At 53.5% G+C, this 18,607-nt stretch carries 18 protein-coding genes and 1 tRNA gene; 10 read left to right on the top strand and 9 right to left on the bottom strand.

The features are described from left to right. Nucleotides 1-106: 106 nt before the first annotated feature. The 6 genes from ABFZ83_RS13150 to rpmI form a co-directional block, all read right to left on the bottom strand. Nucleotides 107-1,546, bottom strand: coding sequence for a hypothetical protein (locus ABFZ83_RS13150; protein ID WP_411817010.1), 1,440 nt, complete (start codon nt 1,544-1,546; stop codon nt 107-109). 178 nt (nt 1,547-1,724) lie between these two features. Continuing rightward, nucleotides 1,725-1,800: transfer RNA gene (locus tag ABFZ83_RS13145), tRNA-Thr, on the bottom strand. 77 nt (nt 1,801-1,877) lie between these two features. After that, nucleotides 1,878-4,286 carry a phenylalanine--tRNA ligase subunit beta gene (pheT, locus tag ABFZ83_RS13140; protein WP_411817009.1) on the bottom strand — a complete coding sequence of 803 codons (2,409 nt, stop codon included), beginning with the start codon at nt 4,284-4,286 and terminating at the stop codon, nt 1,878-1,880. 7 nt (nt 4,287-4,293) lie between these two features. Next, nucleotides 4,294-5,370: a phenylalanine--tRNA ligase subunit alpha gene (gene pheS / locus ABFZ83_RS13135; protein WP_411817008.1), complete on the bottom strand. Its 1,077-nt coding sequence runs from the start codon at nt 5,368-5,370 to the stop codon at nt 4,294-4,296. Between the two features lie 177 nt (nt 5,371-5,547). Beyond that, on the bottom strand, nt 5,548-5,904 hold the full coding sequence (gene rplT, locus ABFZ83_RS13130; protein WP_411817007.1) for a 50S ribosomal protein L20: 357 nt from the start codon (nt 5,902-5,904) through the stop codon (nt 5,548-5,550). A 12-nt stretch (nt 5,905-5,916) separates the two neighbouring features. Next, nucleotides 5,917-6,117 (bottom strand): 50S ribosomal protein L35, encoded by a 201-nt coding sequence (rpmI, locus tag ABFZ83_RS13125; RefSeq protein WP_369312894.1) that lies wholly within the window; start codon nt 6,115-6,117, stop codon nt 5,917-5,919. A gap of 403 nt (nt 6,118-6,520) precedes the next feature. Here rpmI and ABFZ83_RS13120 point away from each other — a divergent pair, with 403 nt between their 5' ends. Then, nucleotides 6,521-7,486: an aspartyl protease family protein gene (locus ABFZ83_RS13120; RefSeq protein WP_411817006.1), complete on the top strand. Its 966-nt coding sequence runs from the start codon at nt 6,521-6,523 to the stop codon at nt 7,484-7,486. Between the two features lie 43 nt (nt 7,487-7,529). Next, on the top strand, nt 7,530-8,840 hold the full coding sequence (locus tag ABFZ83_RS13115) for an amidohydrolase family protein (RefSeq protein ID WP_411817005.1): 1,311 nt from the start codon (nt 7,530-7,532) through the stop codon (nt 8,838-8,840). A 50-nt stretch (nt 8,841-8,890) separates the two neighbouring features. Here ABFZ83_RS13115 and ABFZ83_RS13110 read toward each other — a convergent pair whose 3' ends face one another. Next, the gene (locus tag ABFZ83_RS13110) at nt 8,891-9,349 is read right to left on the bottom strand and encodes an Lrp/AsnC family transcriptional regulator (RefSeq protein WP_411817004.1); all 459 of its coding nucleotides are present in this window, start codon (nt 9,347-9,349) and stop codon (nt 8,891-8,893) included. Nucleotides 9,350-9,475: 126 nt separating this feature from the next. Here ABFZ83_RS13110 and ABFZ83_RS13105 point away from each other — a divergent pair, with 126 nt between their 5' ends. From ABFZ83_RS13105 to ABFZ83_RS13095, 3 genes are all read left to right on the top strand, one after another. Next, nucleotides 9,476-9,733: a DUF6356 family protein gene (locus ABFZ83_RS13105; RefSeq protein ID WP_411817003.1), complete on the top strand. Its 258-nt coding sequence runs from the start codon at nt 9,476-9,478 to the stop codon at nt 9,731-9,733. A 33-nt stretch (nt 9,734-9,766) separates the two neighbouring features. After that, entirely contained in the window at nt 9,767-10,819 is a 1,053-nt protein-coding gene (locus tag ABFZ83_RS13100; RefSeq protein ID WP_411817002.1) for a YeiH family protein, read from the top strand. Between the two features lie 123 nt (nt 10,820-10,942). Next, nucleotides 10,943-11,902, top strand: a complete 960-nt coding sequence (locus ABFZ83_RS13095) for a hypothetical protein (RefSeq protein ID WP_411817001.1) — start codon at nt 10,943-10,945, stop codon at nt 11,900-11,902. Here the strand turns inward: ABFZ83_RS13095 and ABFZ83_RS13090 are convergent. Continuing rightward, on the bottom strand, nt 11,899-12,402 hold the full coding sequence (locus ABFZ83_RS13090; RefSeq protein WP_411817000.1) for a YbjN domain-containing protein: 504 nt from the start codon (nt 12,400-12,402) through the stop codon (nt 11,899-11,901). The two genes, ABFZ83_RS13095 and ABFZ83_RS13090, sit on opposite strands and share 4 nt — an antisense overlap. 234 nt (nt 12,403-12,636) lie before the next feature. On the opposite strand from ABFZ83_RS13090, the gene sdhC reads away from it, so the two are divergent. From sdhC to ABFZ83_RS13070, 4 genes are all read left to right on the top strand, one after another. Next, complete coding sequence (gene sdhC / locus ABFZ83_RS13085) at nt 12,637-13,056, top strand: succinate dehydrogenase, cytochrome b556 subunit (protein WP_411816999.1); 420 nt, start codon at nt 12,637-12,639, stop codon at nt 13,054-13,056. A 1-nt stretch (nt 13,057) separates the two neighbouring features. Next, nucleotides 13,058-13,393 carry a succinate dehydrogenase, hydrophobic membrane anchor protein gene (gene sdhD, locus ABFZ83_RS13080; RefSeq protein WP_411816998.1) on the top strand — a complete coding sequence of 112 codons (336 nt, stop codon included), beginning with the start codon at nt 13,058-13,060 and terminating at the stop codon, nt 13,391-13,393. A 3-nt stretch (nt 13,394-13,396) separates the two neighbouring features. Next, complete coding sequence (gene sdhA / locus ABFZ83_RS13075) at nt 13,397-15,184, top strand: succinate dehydrogenase flavoprotein subunit (RefSeq protein WP_411816997.1); 1,788 nt, start codon at nt 13,397-13,399, stop codon at nt 15,182-15,184. 63 nt (nt 15,185-15,247) lie between these two features. Continuing rightward, nucleotides 15,248-16,330 (top strand): dipeptidase, encoded by a 1,083-nt coding sequence (locus ABFZ83_RS13070; RefSeq protein WP_411816996.1) that lies wholly within the window; start codon nt 15,248-15,250, stop codon nt 16,328-16,330. On the opposite strand, the gene ABFZ83_RS13065 is transcribed toward ABFZ83_RS13070, so the two are convergent. Beyond that, the gene (locus ABFZ83_RS13065; RefSeq protein WP_411816995.1) at nt 16,327-17,535 is read right to left on the bottom strand and encodes a TonB family protein; all 1,209 of its coding nucleotides are present in this window, start codon (nt 17,533-17,535) and stop codon (nt 16,327-16,329) included. The genes ABFZ83_RS13070 and ABFZ83_RS13065 overlap by 4 nt on opposite strands. Nucleotides 17,536-17,753: 218 nt before the next feature. On the opposite strand from ABFZ83_RS13065, the gene ABFZ83_RS13060 reads away from it, so the two are divergent. Beyond that, nucleotides 17,754-18,590, top strand: a complete 837-nt coding sequence (locus ABFZ83_RS13060; RefSeq protein WP_411816994.1) for an enoyl-CoA hydratase-related protein — start codon at nt 17,754-17,756, stop codon at nt 18,588-18,590. Nucleotides 18,591-18,607 lie beyond the last annotated feature (17 nt).

Below are 18,607 nucleotides of genomic sequence, written 5' to 3'. Positions count from 1 at the left end.
GCCGCCGCCCGCATTGCGGCCATAGTCGCGCGCGACTTTCGCTAATCAGGAATGATGACACGAGCGGATTTGTAGGGGGAATGCCGTAAACCCATTTGACTAGGTTTTATTTTTTTGAACGGTCGTATTCACTTTCTGAATCCGCGTAAGGAGGTTCCGTTTCTGGTTTTTCGGTGTCCGTGATCGAAACGCCAACGTCTAATGGAGGGAACTCAGCTTCACGATAAATCGCCTGTGGTGACACATCCGACGGTTCGGTTTTCCCCTTTAGTTGGGGGGCGGTGGGTGTCCACGCTTTTAAATGTTGACCTACGTTTTCATAGAAATCAGGAACCGCATTTTCCACGCCCTCAATAAAAGTACGTACGCCAGAAAACTTACCCCCAAGCTCACGAATAAATAAAACCTCAAACGAAGTAACAACCATCTTCTTATCACGGACAGCAATTAATTTATCGGGATTTTCTCGAACTTCTAGTAACGAAGATTGAGTTGCTTGAGCCTTTCCTGGCCAAATAGCACGGATGAAAACTTCAGGAGAGTTTGTCTTCGATAACTGTTTTATCAGCCAATTAAGACGGGCTCCTGATGATTTTCTATCGCTTGGAGCGAGCAATCTCATGGACATCATTATTGATCGTGTAAGCAAGTCTGCCTCGATCATAATCGAATTCGCTGTATCGGGAATATCAAGCGTACACCTTACTCGCTTGTCCGATGCTAAAAATGCCGCATCATCTTCTTTCCGCAACTTTGGATCGGCTCGATGGCTACGCAATAGTTTAACTTCAACTTGGGTTTGGAGCAGACGACTCATAATCAGGCATAAATCGCGCACCTCTTGATGCCATGCCTCTATAACTTCGAAAGTACTGTCAGAATTTTTTTGAAGTGGTGCGGTGCCTCGAACCGCTGCGACAACTTCGGTCCACGCGGAAGGCATACGCTCAAAGCCCTTCACCCCAGTACTTGGATGAGACAAAAACCGGACAAGCTCCGCTAGGATTCTTGATTGATCCACATCACTGATAGAATTGGACGAGAGCTGTAGCGTTGCTTGCGTTAAAATAAACATCCAAGACCAATGATAAAGCTCAACCTTACGCATCGCCCCTTTTGAGGGTGAAAGCGGATGATGATTAGGCTGGGCTGTGAATTGATTGGATAAGGTAACAACCGCATCAATTCCGTTATCACGAGCGAGCTGCAAATAGGCTTCAATTTGCGGGATTTGCAGATCTGCATTCCCTACTTTAGCCTCGACTAAAGCCGTCCACTGCCTCTTTCCAGTAGTCAGCACTATCAGACCGTCCGGACGGATTTTTGTGTCCGTTTTCGCGAAAACAATCTCCGTATATACATCGATTTTTGTTCTTGCCCCTTTACGTTGGCCAATGGTTGCCAATAGCGCGGCCCCGAATTCCTCCACATAGGCGATAGAAGATAGGACAACGGATAGAGTTCGCCCCTCTTTGGACGTTTCTGCGAGAACTGGAAAGAGCCTTGCGCGCTCACCGGACCTAAGAAATGAAGGTTTGTTTTCCACGTCTGCCCTTTCGATTTATATGAATGGTTTAGGGTGCAGTGTGCATCATTACTGTCCTTTTCGCATCATTAGTCCAGAACACTTCGCGCCTCTTGGTAGCGCTGTGGTAGCGCCAACGATTGACGGGACGGGTTCTTGATTTGAAAAAATTATATCTTATTGTTTTTATTGAACAAAATGGTGCCGCATAGGTGACTTGAACACCTGACCCCATCATTACGAATGATGTGCTCTACCAGCTGAGCTAATGCGGCCCGATAGGGGTGGGAAGGCGTCATAGCTTGGCTGCGGGCGTTCCGCAAGCCGATTTTGACGCCTTGCCCGTCTGATTTTAGCCCCTGAGCGATCCGCCGGTGGCTTTCTCGACCTGCGCCACAACTTTGGCGGAGATGGCTTCGATTTCCTCGTCGGTGAGGGTTTTATCACGGGGCTGGATCGTGACCTCGACCGCGAGGGATTTCTTGCCTTCGGGGACGCCTTTACCCTGATAAACGTCGAACAGAGAGACGCCCGTGATCAGCTTTTTCTCTGCGCCGCGCACCGCTTTGAGCAGCGTTTCGGCGGTCACGGCTTCATCCACGACGAAAGCAAAGTCGCGCGTGAGCGGTAACAGCTCAGATGCATTGAGCGCAGGCCGCGTTTTGGTTGGCTTTTTCTTTGGTGACGGAATGGCATCGAGAAACACTTCGAAGCCATAGACCGGACCATCGACATCCATTTTCTTGAGAACGCCCGGATGAATTTCACCGAAATGCGCAATCACCTTTGGCCCCAAACGCAACACACCAGAACGACCCGGATGGAAATAGCTTGGCGCATCCTCCGTTGTCTGAAGGCTGGCGACCGGCGCACCCGCCGCATCAGCAGCGGCAATTGCATCGGCCTTAACCGTGAAAACATCTGCCGACGGATTAGTGCCCTGCCAGTGGCGCGAGGGCGATGAATGACGCGCGCCCGTCGCAACACTCGCCTGATCATCGGGCTGATCACCATTATAGACCGGCGCGACCTCGAAGAGTGCGAGATCATCGCGCCCACGATCCGCATTACGCCCCAAAGCGCTAATCAGGTTTGGTAAAATGGTCGGACGCATCACGCTAAGGTCCGATGCGATCGGATTGGCAAGAACCAGGCCTTTCTCGCGCATCGACTTTTCATCCGCAAACAGACCAACATGCCGCTCGTCCATGAACGACCATGTCACCACTTCAAACATGCCGCGCATCGCAAGCGCACGACGCGCCAATCGGCGACGATCCTGCCCGATAGTGAGTTTTGGCGTTTCGACAGATTTCAACGGCGGAAGGGTCTCGGTGGGAAGGTGCGCAAAGCCGACAATACGCGCAATTTCCTCGACAATATCGGCCTTCCCCTCGACATCGGGGCGCCATGTGGGAACATCCACCTGCCACGGATCACTTTTCGACACCGTAAATCCAAGCGCGCTCAAAATCTTTTCCGCCCCCTCTGGCGGCACATCCATGCCGGTGAGGCGCTTGACCTCTGATGGGGGGAAGAGAACGGTTTTATCGGGGGTTGGAACAGTACCCGCAAGCTCGATCTCACTGGGGCTACCGCCGCAAAGATCAAGGATGAGTTGCGTCGCCATTTCAAGACCAGGCACAACAAATGCCGGATCGACACCGCGCTCAAAACGGTAGCGCGCATCAGAAGTGATTCCAGTTTTGCGGCCCGTTTTTGCGGTTCTTAATGGATCGAAATAGGCGCACTCGACGAATACATTGACTGTTTCCTCTGTGCACCCCGTTTCTTCTCCGCCCATGATACCGCCAAGGCCGAGAACACCATTTTCGTCGGCAATGACACACATGGTGTCGTCAATTTCATATTCCTTGCCATCGAGAGCAAGAAACTTTTCGCCTTTCTCACCCATGCGTGCAACAACTGCGCCTTTTAATTTGTCGGCATCATAAACATGAAGTGGCCGCGCGCGGTCATAAGAAATGTAATTGGTGATATCGACCAATGCATTAATCGGCCGCAATCCGATCGCGCGCAATTGATCCTGTAGCCATTTCGGTGACGGGCCGTTTTTAACGCCTTTGATCAACCGGCCAGAGAAAGCCGAACAGGCGTCGCGGGTGGCATCATCAAAATGTAGCTCGACCTTTTGCGGACAGGGATATTCGCCCGAGACCGGCTCTGGGGTTGGGGTGATTAATGTGCCAAAGCCCGCAGCCGCGAGATCACGCGCCACGCCATTCACGCCATTCGTATCCGGCCGATTTGGCGTAACTTCGAAATCAATGACCGGATCATTTAGACCGTAAACTTCGGCAACTGGCTCACCCACCGACGCGCTCTCTGGCGCTTCGATAATGCCGTCATGATCATCACCCATCTCAAGCTCGCGGACTGAACACATCATGCCGTGGCTTTCAACGCCGCGAATTTTCGCCTTGGACAAAGTAACGTCAATGCCGGGCACATAGGCCCCAACAGGCGCATAAGCAACCTTGATACCAGCGCGCGCATTGGGCGCGCCGCACACAATCTGCTTTTCACCATCTTTTGTGGCGACCCGGCAAACTTTTAGTTTATCCGCATCGGGATGTTTTTCCGCATGCAGCACTTCGCCAATCGTAAAGGCGGCCAAACGTTCCGCAGGGTTTTCAACGCTTTCAACCTCAAGGCCGACAGCGACCATCGCGTCAACGATAGCGTCAAGGCTTGCGTCTGTTTCAAGATGTTGCTTCAGCCAGCTTAATGTGAATTTCATTGTTCTGTTACCTGCTTAAACCTGTCGCCAAATTCGGTTGATCGACAGGATCAAACCCATAATGCTCTAACCACCGCGCATCAGCGGCAAAGAAATCGCGCAAATCCGGAATGCCATATTTCAACATGGCCAGACGATCAACGCCCATCCCCCAGGCAAAACCTTGATACTCGTCAGGATCTAACCCGCAATTCACAAGCACGTTCGGGTGCACCATCCCGCAGCCAAGGATTTCCATCCAGTCCGCACCCTGACCAAATCGAATTTCCTTGCCGACGCGCTCATACCCGATATCCATTTCCGCCGATGGCTCAGTAAACGGGAAGAAATGCGGACGGAAGCGAGTTTTTACCTCATCGATTTCAAAGAAGGTTTTGACAAAGGCTTCGAGCGTTCCTTTGAGGTGGCCCATATGCGCATTTTTATCGATCACAAGCCCTTCGACCTGATGGAACATCGGCGTGTGCGTCTGGTCGGAATCACAACGATAGGTCCGGCCGGGAATGATGATCCGGATGGGCGGCTTTTGCGATTGCATCGTCCGTATCTGCACCGGGGATGTATGGGTACGGAGCATCTGGCGCGTTCCGTCCTGACGCGGCTCAAAAAAGAACGTATCGTGCATTTCGCGCGCCGGGTGATCAGCGGGAAAATTCAACGCCGTAAAATTATGAAAATCATCCTCGATGTCTGGCCCTTCGGCGACATCAAAACCCATCGCGGAGAATATAGCGACAATTTCTTCGGTCACTTGCGAAACCGGATGGATCTTGCCTTTGACTTCGGGCCGGATCGGCAAGGTGACGTCGACTTTCTCTGAGGCCAGACGCGCGTTGAGCGCCGCCTCTTCGAGCGCCTGTTTCTTAACCTCGATGGCATCGGCAATACGGGTTTTCAGACCATTCAGCGCCGGGCCCATTTCCTTGCGCTCTTCCGGGCTCATTTTGCCAAGGGTTTTCATCTGCTCAGAGACAACCCCTTTCTTGCCGAGCGCGCCAACACGTACATCTTCGAGCGCAGCAGCATTTTCGGCGCTATCAATTTTCGCCAAGAGGTCGGTTTCAAGGGCCTTCAAGTCGGACATGTCGACCTGTCTCCAATCTATGTTCCAAAAGAAAAAGCGTCATTCGTTTCCGAATGACGCTTTAGCGATATTGTTAGTGGGCGTCACCCGGCAGTTTCTGTGGCTGACGACCCAATTGCGGTTTTTTTGCTGTTTCGATCATCGCGGGGACTTTCCGGGATGATTTGAAATCAGGCTTTAAGCGAGCGCCGCTTTTGCCTTTTCCGCGAGGGCCTTGAATGCCTCGGGCTCGTGCACAGCAATATCCGCGAGAACCTTACGGTCTACCTCGATGCCAGCGCGATCGAGCCCGTTGATAAATCGGCCATAGGTAAAGCCGAGCTCACGGCAGGCAGCATTGATGCGCTGGATCCAGAGCGAGCGGAAATTCCGCTTGCGGACACGACGGTCGCGATAGGCGTACTGGCCAGCTTTTTCGACGGCCTGATTAGCAACGCGGAACGTGTTTTTACGGCGGCCATAGTAGCCTTTGGCTTTGCCGATGATTTTTTTGTGGCGGGCGTGGGCTGTTACGCCTCTTTTGACTCGTGACATGACAGCGTCTCCTTAGCGGTTATAGGGCATGTATTTTTTGACGATCTTCGCGTCAGCATCCGAAAGCACATCCATGCCGCGATTTTGGCGGATTTGCTTTGGCGTACGCTTGATCATGCCGTGGCGCTTGCCTGCAACACCGGCTTTCACTTTGCCGCTTGCTGTCATTTTAAAGCGCTTTTTCGCGCCAGATTTCGTCTTCATCTTGGGCATTTCGCAATTCCTTAAAGGGTCCTTTCGGACGTGCAACAAGGCCGCCAAGGCATGCCATTCCCGAAATCGGGGCCCGGCGACCGTTTGAGAAAGCGGGGGTTATACCCTGCGAAGCGCTGATAGCAAGGGGGTATTCTAGCGGATTGCCAGAAAAATCCCCGCAATTAGCGCAAAAATCGCGATTATCATCAAAACGCGCTGAACCGCAGGTGCCAAGCGGCGGACGATATGGATCATATTACGGCCTCCATGATCACTTTACCGAGCGTGAGGCTCAGGCTGTCTCCAGAATAGCCTAGAATGAGTGACAAGCGAATAACACCTGACATAATCTAGGGCGTAAGGGCGCGCAGGCAGCCCGGCAAATGCCGGCGCTGACCATCGAAGGGGAGATGGGGCGCAGATGAAACGTGTAATAAGTTTGGTACTTTTAGCCATCGCGAGCATCGCGACCGGTCCCCTTGCGGTTGCCCAATCAATTGCTGAGAACGAAACACTGGCCGAAATCCCTTATCGCTTGCGCTATCAGGGCTGGATCACTGTTGATGCGACCGTGAATGGGCTGGGGCCATATCACTTTATTGTCGATTCCGGCGCGACAATTACCTCCGCTTTTGAGAACCTTGCCCGATATCAAGCCTTTACCCCCGCAGACCGGGAGGACATCCGCATTTTGGGGCTGACCGGGGCGAAGGCATTGCCCGCCTATAATTTGGGAACGATCGATTTTGGCGGCGCACGACTGGAAAACCATGTCGGCGTTCTGCTGCCGGATTGGCTGCCGCCGAATACGCCGCCTCAGGGGGTCTTGGGGCTCGATTTTCTGTCCCGCTATAAGGTGCATATCGACGCGAATTACCGGCTGATCCGTTTGTATGAATCTGGTGGTGATGCGCGCCCGTCGTCGAAAGGGTGGTCACGGACCAATTTAAAACCGATCAGCATCTCCGATAAAGCTATGCCCCTCCATACGGTGAAGGTACAAGTGCGCGGATCGTACATTCCGTGTATTGTCGATCTTGGTGCATCGGGGACAATTTTTAATACGGCTGCATTGCGCGCAATGATGGCGGGCATTCGTGTCAATATGAACCGCAGCACCATGTCGACCGGATCGCGTATCAATGATATTTTTGAAAACACCGCGCGGGTTCGCCCAATTAAAATCACGCGCCTCCGTTTGGGGAATGCGATCTGGCGGAATAAAATCTTTCTCGTTTACGACGCGCCCATATTTAAAGAACTCGGTAAAAGTTCGAGGCCCTTCTGTTTGCTAGGCGCAGATCTTTTCACGGATCGCAGCATCATGTTCGATTTTGAAGATGAAAAGCTGTATATCGGCCCCGTACGTGGGCCGACGACCGGCTAACCAAAACCAAAATTATAATGGTGATACAGAAAGAGGAGACGAAATGAATCGTCTGATCGCAACGATTGGCTTTTGCGCGATGTTTACCAGCGCTCAAGCAGCAGATTATGCCCTGGTGCATGCCGGCCGATTACTGGCCAAACCCGGCGAAGCCGTGACCGAGAACCAAACCGTCGTCATAAAAGACGGAATGGTCGAGCGGGTTGCCGATGGCTTTATCGACGAAAGCGCGGTTGGCGCGGGTGATGACGACCAAGTCACCATTCACGACCTCAGAGATTATTTCGTAATGCCTGGCCTGATTGACGGGCATGTTCACATTACGCACGAAAACAACCCAAATGGCCGCCTCGACCGGGTACAGATGTCCGGTGCCGATTTAGCGATCAAAGGTGCTGGCTATGCCCACACCACGTTGATGGCCGGCTTCACCACCGTTCGCGATGTTGGCGCAGGGTCAAGCGATGCGATCTTTGCCCTGCGTGACGGCATAGAGCGCGGCGACGTTGTTGGCTCACGGATTTATGCCTCGGGCGCAACGATCTCGGTTACCGGTGGTCACGGCGACGGAACGCAAGGGTACACGGATGAAATCGGCCACATCCTTCATTCCAAAGGTGTCTGCGATGGGGCGGTCGAATGCCGTAAAGCGGTGCGTGATCAAGTTCGGCGCGGGGCCGACCACATCAAGCTCACAGCAACGGGCGGCGTTCTGTCAAACACAGCCGCCGGACTTGAGCAGCAATTCTTTGATGACGAATTAGAAGCCATCATGGACAGCGCCCATGCGATGGGCCGCCGGGTCACAGCCCACGCCCATGGGGTGAATGGTATCAATGCCGCGCTGGAAGCGGGCGTCGATTCGATCGAACACGGAACATATCTCAATAAGGACTCTATTCGCCTGTTCAAAAAGAACGGCGCATTTTTGGTGCCGACAATTCTCGCCGGTGTCACTGTTGCGGAATGGGCAAATGATCCAAACTCACACCTATTGCCGCCGCAGCGCGTAAAAGCCGCAAAGGCTGGCCCAGCCATGATCGACATGGCACGCCGGGCCCACAATGGCGGCGTGAAGATCGCGTTCGGAACCGATAGCGGCGTTTCGAAACATGGCGATAATGCCCGCGAATTTGGCCTCATGGTGGAAGCCGGAATGACACCGATGGAAGCCATTCACGCAGCGACCGTCAACGGCGCGGCGAACCTCAACAAATCCGATCTTCTTGGTACCTTGGAGCCGGGCAAATTCGGCGATCTTGTTGCGGTGAAAGGCGATCCTTTGAGCGATATAAAAGAACTCGAAGATATCGATTTTGTCATGAAAGAAGGCGTCGCCTACAAAAAGAAATAAGGCTCCCACCCGAGCAGAACGTAAAACGGTCGCCCTCGTGGCGGCCGTTTTTATACATAGTCCAGCGGCAACTCGGTGGTGGATTTAATGTCTTCCATCGAAAAGCTGGATTTAACGTCCGAAAACTCGGCGACGGAAATCAGCTTTTTATAGACCTTGTCGAAGCGTGCCATATCCGGACAGACCACCTTCATCAGGTAATCTGTATCACCGCTCATGCGGTGTAGCTCGACGATTTCCGGGATCCGCCGCACCGATTCCGCGAATTTACCAAGCCACGCCTCGCTATGATGGGCAGTCTTTACCGAGATGAAGGCCGTCAGCCGGAGGTTCAGCCGTTGCCGATCCACAAGCGCCACCCGTTTGGTGATAACTCCTTCATCTTCAAGCTTTTTTATGCGCCGCCAACAGGGAGTCGCGGAAAGCCCGACCGAATCGGCGATTTCACTAACAGGGGTCGATGAATCGCGTTGCAGTATCGCGATAATTGATTTATCCGTATGATCCATTCTAAAATTTATACACTTATTAGAAAAAACTCGCAATCATTAGTTTTTCTTATCCAAACTATAGTATAAATTTTCAACCAAGCTGACATATCCTTGGATCAATTCAAACGGGAGATCCGAGGGACCATGATCAAGAAGTCTTTTACCGAGCATCCAGCTAGTGTTGGCGAGACCTATTTCGAGCATATGGGCTCTGCTTTTGGTTTTGGCTCAAAAATGGTGGTTGCAGGGATCGCGTGTTTGCTGCACGGGTTTTTTCCCTTCCTGTTCGAGCGCACGGGCCGGACCTGCGTTCAGGAATTGCACCACCGCATGGTAACACACCGTGATCGGCGCACATCGATGCCGCCGCTTAATACCGAAAAAAGCCACGCCGCCGAATAAGGCGCGAACCAAGCCCCAGAAAGCAAAAACTGCGTGAGCACGACCGACCTACAGCCTTCAGCGAGTCTTCAAGAAAGAGCAAAAAGCGTCGCCCCCGGTATCCTATTAAGCGGAACCGTTGCGATGGCATCGCTTTTCATTTCATCGCGCTATGGCGGGCCGGTTATGCTGTATGCGATCCTATTCGGGATTGCGTTTAATTTCCTCGCGGCGGACGAAAAATGCGCGCCAGGCATTCAATTTGCCTCGAAACGTATTTTGCAACTTGGCGTAATTCTTCTTGGCGCTTCGGTGACCTTTACCGAAATTGCGGGGCTCGGATGGGCGACCGCAATGCTCGTCGTTTCTGCGGTGACGTTAACGCTCACCTTAGGATGGATGATCGGACGGTCTGCCGGCCTTTCCTCTTCTCATTCCACTTTGTCTGCTGGTGCCGTAGCCATATGCGGCGCATCCGCCGCCATGGCGATTGCATCGGTCTTACCGCAGAACAAAGAAAGCGAACGTAATCTGATTTTGACGGTGGTTGGCGTGACCAGCCTCTCGACGATCGCGATGGTTCTTTACCCGATGATCACGCATGCCATGGGCCTTACGGACATGCAGGCCGGTGTGTTTCTTGGGGCAACCATTCATGACGTCGCGCAGGTTATAGGGGCCGGGTATATTGTCTCTGATGAGGCAGGATCGGTCGCCGCTGTGGTCAAGCTGATGCGGGTTACGCTGCTTGCGCCAGTCGTATTTGTCATCGCGATGATTTTTGCGCGCCAAAGCAAATCGTCAGATCCGCAAAATAACGGCGCACAAGCCTCAGGCCGGGCATTTCCGATGTTTCTTTTGGGCTTTGCCGCGTTGATGGCCGCAAATAGTTTTGGCTTGGTGCCGGATGCATGGCGCAGCGGCATTTCCGAGATGTCGCGCTTCTCGCTTGTGGTCGCCGTGTCCGCGTTGGGTGTCAAAACTTCGCTCAAGGATCTTTTTGAGGTTGGACCAAAACCGGTCGCCGCGCTTGTTCTTCAGACCATGCTGTTGGCCGTGTTTGTGGCCGCGTCGGTATTACTCTTCGCACGCATGCTGCCGCATTGATGCTTTGGTTAATGCGCACTTAATCCCTCGCAGCATCTTGCACGAATATCACTGAATTCTTTTGCTCGATCTTAACTCTGTTCCGGCACACTGCGCCCAGATTTACATTCTGGAGCGCGCTCAATGTCTGACCAGTCACTGGAAACCCGCCTAACCGCAATCGGAGCCGACGGCTTTGTATCGGCGGATGAGGTTTTGTTTTTACGCCGCACAGTCTTTGCGGATGGTGTCGTTTCAACAAAAGAGCTCGATGCGTTATTCGCGCTTGGCGACAAAGCACCCGATGGCGAGCCGGAATGGTTTCAATTCTTTGCCGAAGTCGCAGCGGACTTTTACCTGCGCGAAGAAGAACCGCAGGGCTATTTGACCGAACAGGAATTTGAATCGCTGAAAAGTCGCGTCCTCAGAAACGGCCACGCTAATGGCCTTGAGATCGCACTCATGGTCAAATTGATGGAAACCGCCGAAGCAACGCCGTCAGACTTTGCGGCCTTTGTCGGCGATCAGATCAAGCAAAGCATTCTCAAAAAAGAAGGCGGGCCAATTGTCGAGAAGCACGACGCAATCATCCTGCGCCGCTATCTGTTTGCGGCCGGCGGTGATGGCAATGTCGCCGTTACCAGAGCCGAAGCAGAACTGCTTTTCGACATCAATGACGCCACGGAAAATGCGCGCAACAGCCCCGCCTGGACCGAACTTTTCGTACAAGGCATCATCAATCATCTGATGGCGCATCTAGGATATACCGCGCCCAGCCGAGAAGAAGCCTTCCGCCGCAATGCATGGGCGCGCGATCATTCGACCAATGTGGGCGGCTTTTTCAAACGCATGCTCTCGGGCGGGTTCAGCGCCGTGAAAAACGCCTATGCCAGCGAAACCGTGGCCGGTGCCCATAACGACCAACGGGATGCGGCCGCCACCGATGCGGAGCAAATCACCAAGGCCGAAGCTGAATGGCTGGCATCGCGCATCGGCAAAGATGGCGGGTTCGACGCCAATGAGCGCCGGTTGATCGAACGGATGCGCCAGCACGAAAAAGAGCTGCCGGATACGTTGAAAAAATTGATCGGAAGCGCAGCCTAAGCGCCGGCAGAACCGCTCTGGAATTTCGCTACAAATGCCGAGATCACATCGGCCCACCGGCTGATATTTTGTGAGAGATGGGCTTCGGAAACACCGCCGCCCAACTCGATCACATAATCAACGCCGACTTCATTGGTTCCTTCCAGAACATAAGCCCGGCCAAAGACCTGACTGTCATTGAAGCTATTGACGATGCGGTAATCGCTTTCGGTGACATCCCGGCCCAGCTCGAAATTGGCGAAAAACACCAAGGTCTCGCAGGCCGTCGGCGCACCCGAACAACCAAGCGCGCGGACATAAAAGCCAAAATCACCGGCACGCCCAGCAGCAACCGGTGCCCCGGTTTGACTGTCCGCCATCATATTCGGGCTGAGATCCGCCGCGCTTAACACCGTCTCTAACTGGTCTGCCGTGACAGACCCTAAGGATTGCGCAGATGCCCCCGGCGCGCAGGCCAATACCAAAGCCGCACCCATCGCCATTGAAAATCGCTTGTTCATTCCCGTCCCCATACTCAGCCGTCGCGGCACCCCTTAACCAGTGACAGCATGACCGAAAAGGCCAGCCCATGGCAATGGTCACGCAGGATTCTCGGGGTGTTGCCCAAGAAAATAGCAGCAAGCCACCGGATCTGCATGATTTTATCACAAAGAGATACAACTTACCGCGTTGACACCAAGAAGGGGCGGCCTATGTTCGCCAAACCTTTTTCCGCCTGAATTTACGGGGCTTTCATGGTCAACAGCGCATTACCCGAACGGCCGCAATCACCGCGACCCATATCGCCACATCTCCAAATTTGGAAATTTACTGTCACGATGGCAGCGTCCATCACCCACCGCGGAACCGGCATGGTTCTTTATGGCGGGTCATTGTTACTTACGGTCTGGGCCTATGCCCTCGCCTTCGATCCGGCTCTATTCGCCGCTGTCGCTGGCTTTGTCGGCTCTCCGATCGGTTTCATCATTGTTGCCGGTTATGTCTGGGCCTTGTCATTCCATATGATGAACGGTCTTCGCCACCTTTATTGGGATACCGGACGCGGCCTCGCGCCAGCGACGGCAACCAAAACTGCATGGGCAATTTATATCGGCTCGATCGTCCTCGCAGCGATCATCCTTTTTGTTGGATATTCTGCGGGAGGAGCTGCGTAAGATGGCACATAAAGGCACTTCAACATTTATCGTTCAGCGCGCGACCGCTGCGCTTTTGATCCCACTCGGTATCTGGTTCCTGATCAGCGTTGTGTCGCATCTTGGTGCTGATTACGAAGTTGCGCGGGCATGGCTCGCCAATCCAGTGAACGGCATTCTTCTTTCGGTCTTTATCATTATCGGCGCGCTGCATATGCGGATCGGCCTTGCGGAGATCATTGTCGATTACATCCATTCCAAACTTGGCGGCGTTTTACTTCTTTTGAACTGGCTTGTTGCTGTCGGCATTATCGCCAGCACCCTTTTCGCCGTTTTCAACATTTCATTTGCAGGCTGACGAATGACTTCCAATTACGAGATTATCGATCACGAATATGATGTTGTCGTTGTGGGCGCTGGCGGTGCCGGCCTAAGGGCAACACTCGGCGCAGCGCAGGCTGGCCTAAAAACCGCATGTGTCACCAAGGTATTCCCAACCCGCTCGCACACCGTTGCGGCGCAGGGCGGGATCTCCGCGTCGCTTGGCAATATGGGCGAAGATGACTGGCGCTGGCACATGTATGACACCGTAAAGGGGTCAGACTGGCTCGGCGATCAGGACGCTATTGAATATCTTTGCAAACACGCCCCGGCGGCGGTTTACGAACTGGAACATTGGGGCGTGCCTTTCTCTCGTACGGAAGAAGGCAAAATCTATCAGCGCGCTTTTGGCGGCATGACCCGCAATTTTGGCGAAGGTCAGGTACAACGGACATGCGCAGCCGCTGACCGGACCGGTCACGCTATCTTGCATACGCTTTATGGCCAGGCCGTCAAAAACAACGCCAAATTTTTCATCGAGCATTTTGCCCTTGATTTGATCATGACAGACGAAGGCGAATGCGCCGGTCTGCTCTCTTGGGAACTCGATACCGGACGCATCCACCGTTACAAGGCGAAAATGGTAATCCTCGCCACTGGTGGTTATGGCCGGACTTATTTCTCTTGCACCTCTGCCCATACTTGCACGGGCGATGGTAACGGCATGGTCCTGCGCGCAGGTCTGCCGCTTCAGGATATGGAATTCGTTCAGTTCCACCCGACCGGCATTTATGGCGCAGGTGTTTTGATCACCGAAGGCTCACGTGGCGAAGGTGGTTACCTGACGAACTCTGAGGGCGAACGCTTCATGGAGCGTTATGCACCGTCGGCAAAAGATCTAGCTTCGCGCGATGTTGTTTCTCGTTCAATGACCATCGAAATCCGCGAAGGGCGCGGCGTCGGTCCGAACAAGGATCACATTCATCTGAACCTCAATCACCTTGACCCGGCCGTTCTTGCGCAGCGTCTTCCGGGTATTTCGGAATCGGCGAAAATCTTTGCGGGCGTTGACGTCACCAAAGAACCGATCCCGGTTATCCCGACAGTGCACTATAATATGGGCGGTATTCCGACCAATTATCACGGCGAAGTCGTCACCAAACGCGGCGATGATGCGGACGCGGTTGTGCCCGGCCTGATGGCAATTGGTGAAGCCGCATGTGTCTCTGTTCACGGTGCTAACCGCCTCGGCTCAAACTCATTGATCGACCTTGTGGTCTTTGGTCGTGCAGCCGGTATTCGTTGCGGTGAAGTCGTCAAGGCGCAGGGTGCCCATCGCGACCTGCCACAGCGCGGAACCGACGAGGCGCTTGCGCGGCTTGATCATTTCCGTAATGCCAAAGGCGATACACCGACATCGACGATCCGCGCCAATATGCAAAGCGTCATGCAGAACAACTGCGCGGTGTTCCGGACCGGTGAAGTGCTTGAAGAAGGCCGCACCAAGATCAAGGAAGTCTATGACTCTATGCCGAATATCGGCGTCACAGATCGCTCGCTCGTGTGGAACACCGACCTCGTGGAAACGCTTGAGCTCGACAATATGATCGGCCAGGCCATCGTCACCATGGAAGGCGCGGCCAACCGCACGGAATCGCGCGGTGCCCATGCCCGCGAAGACTACCCTGATCGTGACGACGCAAACTGGATGAAGCACACCGCCGCATGGTTTGCTGATGGTAAGGCCACCATCGATTATCGTCCGGTTCACAATTACACGCTCACTGACGAGATGGATTATATCGAACCGAAAAAACGGGTTTACTAAGCCCCCTTTTACGATCCGATAAAAACGGTTTAGCCTTCCCGAAAATTCGGGAAGGCTTTTTTTATGTATCTCACGCGACGCGAAACATTCCGCCTTGCGGCTGGTGCCGCCGCATCCATTTCATCGGCTAGTGCTGCGCAATCGAAACAGGCGCTGGATCGCCTTTACGACAAAGCCATCGTAATTGACGCCCTGTCATTCGGCCATGAATGGGATGATGTTGAACATCAGGCGGTTCGGGATTCCGGCTATACCGGCATGATTACCTCGCTTGATCGCAACGATCTTCAGACCGCGATCGATGAAATCATGGATTGGAGAAAACGCATTAAAGACATGCCGGATCGATATATGATGGCGCTTTCCGCCAGCGACTTTGAGCGCGCCAAGCGCGAAAACAAACTCGCCGTGATGATGAATTTCCAGAACGCAACCATGCTCGAAGGGGAAGTCGATAATGTCGATGTCCTTCACGCCATCGGCATGCGGTGTTTCCAATTGACCTATAACACACGCAATCGGTTAGGTGATGGATCGACCGAACGAACCAATGCGGGCCTTTCTGATTTCGGGATCGAGGTCGTAAAACGCATGAACGAAATTGGCGTTTTGGTTGATGTTTCCCATAGCGGCCACCAAACCACGCTTGACGCCGTCGCATTTTCAGAAAAACCCATTGCCTATACCCATACGATGGCCGAAGCCCTGCGCCCGAACCATCCACGCGCCAAAACCGATGCACAATTCAAGGCCCTCGCAGACAAAGGCGGCGTCGCAGGGATTGCCGCGCTTGGCTATTTCATCGGAAAAAATCCCGGCACAGACACGACCATAGAGACCTATGCGGATCATATCGAACATGCGGTCAATGTTGCCGGTTTTGATCACATCGCTCTATCAACCGACTTTCCGGTGCGCGGATTGAAAAGCTGGGCCACCAAAGAAGAATGGTACGAGCCGCGTCTAAAATTCTTCAAGCCAAGCTATGACGTTCAGTGGCCGCCCTATATCCCGAAGCTCGATACGCCGGACCGTTTCCGCAATGTCATCAACGTGCTCGACAGACGGGGATGGAAAACGCGCCAGTTAGAGAACCTGTTGGGCGGCAATTGGATGCGCCTGTTCCGCGAGGTTTTCGGGCATTAACGCCGGAAATTCAACGTGGCCGTTTTGCCGGTATCGATCGCCGTTTTGCCATCAACGGTTTTCGGCTCAAACCGCCAGCGCGTCAGTGTGCGCAAGGCCTCGTTATTGAAGCATTCATTTGTCGACGATGCGATTTTCGCATTCGACACACGGCCTTCGGTGTTTACGTCAAAATTGACCGTCACCGTTTCAAGCGCCACGGCCCGCCCCGCACAACGGTCTGGGTAACGCGGCGCGGAAGAGCGCAAAAGCTCAGCGGGCGTTATAACTGGTTTCGGGGCCGCAGGCGTCGGACGCCGAGGCAATGCCCGTCTTACACGTTCACCGGTTGGCGGCGTAATCTGGGTTCGCTGCGCAACGGATTGTGCAACCGGTGCTGTCGGTTCCGGCGTAATGATGCTGCTCGGCTCGCTGCGCGGTAAAGGTGCCCGCTCGCGCGAAACAATCTGTTCCGTTGGCGCTTCCGCCCTTGTTTCTTCTGGGGTCGTAACCGGTTCGACGGCAGCAACGACCGCTTCGCTTTGCGCCGGTGTTTCGATGTCTGTTGGTCCTGCTTCGTCTTGGGTTGGCGCGGCCGTGTCAGCCTCGACGGGATCCGGTTCAACTGCCGCGGTCTCTACAGGCACCGCTTGAGGTGTCTGCGTTTGCGCTTCTGTCGATTGTTCCGCTGTTTTCACCGGACGTGCTGTTGTCGGTGCATCGATTGGCGCACCGAGCGTTACGCGCTTTTCAGGTACAACCGGCGTTGCCTCTTCGCGACCACCGCCGAGCAATATCTGGAAAATGACCCACGCAACAAAAAGCGTAATCGCCAAAACGGCAAAAATAGAAACCCATTGCGCGCCATCCTCCGCGACGATTGCGGACTTCCCTGATGGCGACGCATTTAACGGAACCGGCGTTGCCCCCCCCGCCTCGACACGATAACGGTCTGCGATTTCGTCAGCATCAAGACCGAGATGACGGGCGTACGCTTTCACGAAACCAATCACATAAGGCAATGGCGGCAGCAGATCGGGCCGCATCGCTTCGATGGATTGCAGATGCGTGGCTTTTACCTTGATGGCATCGCTTAATTCTTCAATGGAAATGCCCGCCGCAATTCGACTGGCAGCGAGAAATACACCTACAGTTTCGCCGTCATTCGCCGCCGCTTCACGCGGAGCCGAAAAGTTGATGACATCTGCCGCTTTATCCTGCGCCATGTACCGCTTTACAAAATTCTACCGGTTCAATCCGGCACCGATTAGGCAAAATCGCCCGAAAACCAACAGTTTCCCGCCATTCCAAGCATAATTGATGCCAAACCTTATTCCATCACTGCCAGCGACCTCAGCCCTTGCAACTGCGATCGCCTATTGGCTTTAACCTTTATATCACGGAAAACCACAAAGTCAGAATCCATATCGAAGGAGCGCGGACTATGGGCCATTCTTGTTTTAATCTCACAATTGAAGATGGTATTGCGCATATCCGATTCTCCCGCCCGGATAAGTTCAACTCATTCATTCCAGAATTCTGGCGAGAATTGCCGGAAGCAGTCAATAATGTGTCCGATAATGCCGAAGCGCGTGTGATTGTTCTGTCAGCGGAGGGAAAACACTTCACCGCCGGGATGGATATTTCCGTCTTTATGAGCGGCGCGCTTGATGCGCCTCCTGCAAATCGCGAAGTCGCTGCCGAAGCGTTCCGCTATAATGTGAAATCCCTGCAGGATACTTTTTCGGCGCTTGAAAATGCGCGCCAACCTGTTTTGGCAGCAGTACAAGGCGGCGCAGTTGGTGCGGGCGTTGACCTTATCAGCGCCTGCGATTGCCGCTACGCAAGCAAAGATGCGTTCTTTTGCGTTCAGGAAACAGCCATCGGCATGACCGCGGATGTCGGCACCTTCCCGCGTCTGACCAAGATCATACCAGAAGGCTGGGCGCGGCAAATGTCCTATACCGCTGAACGCCTGCCCGCGACGAAAGCCAAAGAGATCGGATTGGTAAACGAAGTTTACGAAACCCCGGAAGAGCTGCTTGAAAATGTGATGAAGATCGCAAAACGCATTGCCGGTCATGCACCACTGGCAATTGCGGGCTGTAAAAAACTGATTAACTACTCTCGCGACCACACTACCGAAGATACACTTGATTATATCGCGCTTTGGAACGCGGCCATGTTCCGGACCGAAGATATAAAAGAGAGTTATATCTCCAAGTCAGAAAACCGTGAGCCGCAATATGATGACCTCGCCCCGGTAAAAAAGGGCATCTAACTGCCTTTGAATTTCCT

This window comes from Hyphococcus formosus (assembly GCF_046736345.1).
GTDB classification, from domain to species: Bacteria; Pseudomonadota; Alphaproteobacteria; order Caulobacterales; family Parvularculaceae; genus Hyphococcus; species Hyphococcus formosus.
Note: the sequence above shows the minus strand (reverse complement) of the source record. Positions and strands in the feature narration are given on the sequence as shown.